Raw genomic sequence first — 1,053 nt, 5'->3', positions numbered from 1 at the left:
GGCTTCTGCTGTGATCTTTCGAAGGTCGAGGGGCGGGTTGTTCAGCTGTTGGTTAGGTGTGGGCGGGAGGTAGCCGCTGGTCTGCCCAGCTTTTCCACGGGTTCGGCTCTGGTCGGGCCCTGGTGGGCGGGGTGGTCAGGGACGTCAGGCCGTCTCGGGTGGGGCGTGAGCAGTGGCGAACAACTGGGTCCAGGCGTGCTGCCAGGGCCATCGCTGGGGCAGGTGCAGCATGAGGCGCCGGGCTGATCGGGCTATCCGGGCGGGGATGTGGACCAGGTGTCTGCGGAGGGTTGCGGTCGTGGCCTTGGCGTGGAAGGCCGAGGCCAGGGCGCCTGCGGCCCGCAGCAGGTTGTAGGACATGGCCCACAGGGTCAGCCAGGCGGCATTCGCGTTGAACTTCCCCGAGGGCAGGTGGGCCAGGGGCCCGGCTTTGCCGTCGGCGATGACTTGCTCGATGACCGCGTGGTGACGGTGCTGTCGTTCGGCCTGGAGCGTTTCGAAGGGGCTGTCGGTGAAGATGGGGTGGTAGCGCCAGACCGGGAACAGCTCGCCCTGCTCGCCGACGGTGGCGGGTTGGGCCACGTCACGCACCCGCCGCACGATCAGGCGGGCGGTGACCTGCTCGGACTTCGTGCGGCCGGTGAACGCGGTGTAGGCAGGTACCTCGGCGACTTCCGCGTCCGAGATCAGCCGGCCGGTGTCGGGATCGACGACTGCCCTTGGATAGCGGATCGGCGTCCACGCGCCCTTGGGTATGGCGGCGATGGCCCGCTTGATCGACGGGTTCATCCCCGTCGTGATGGAGAAGTGGGTGCTGGCCCGGCGGCAGGCGGCCACCACATCGGTGTTGTAGAACTGCGAGTCCGCACGCAGCACGCGGATGCCGGTGCAGCCGGCCTCCACCGCGGTGGCCAGGGCTTCGGTGACGAACCGCTTCGCGCCGCGGGAGTCGGCCGACTTGCCCTGCCGCAGCCGGACGGCGGCGATGACCGGTCGGGCGGTCGGGGTGCAGATCGTGGCCAGCAGTGGGTGCAGGGTTCGGATGCCTTTGAA

At 69.2% G+C, this 1,053-nt stretch carries 1 protein-coding gene; it reads right to left on the bottom strand.

Annotation, left to right across the window (positions count from 1 at the left end):
* Nucleotides 1-144: 144 nt before the first annotated feature.
* A partial coding sequence (locus NQU54_RS48590; RefSeq protein WP_257636660.1) for an IS1380 family transposase occupies nucleotides 145-1,053 on the bottom strand: 909 nt, incomplete at its 5' end.

Source organism: Streptomyces malaysiensis subsp. samsunensis (assembly GCF_024519315.1).
Lineage (GTDB): Bacteria > Actinomycetota > Actinomycetes > Streptomycetales > Streptomycetaceae > Streptomyces > Streptomyces malaysiensis.
This window is presented reverse-complemented; position numbering and strand designations above follow the sequence as displayed.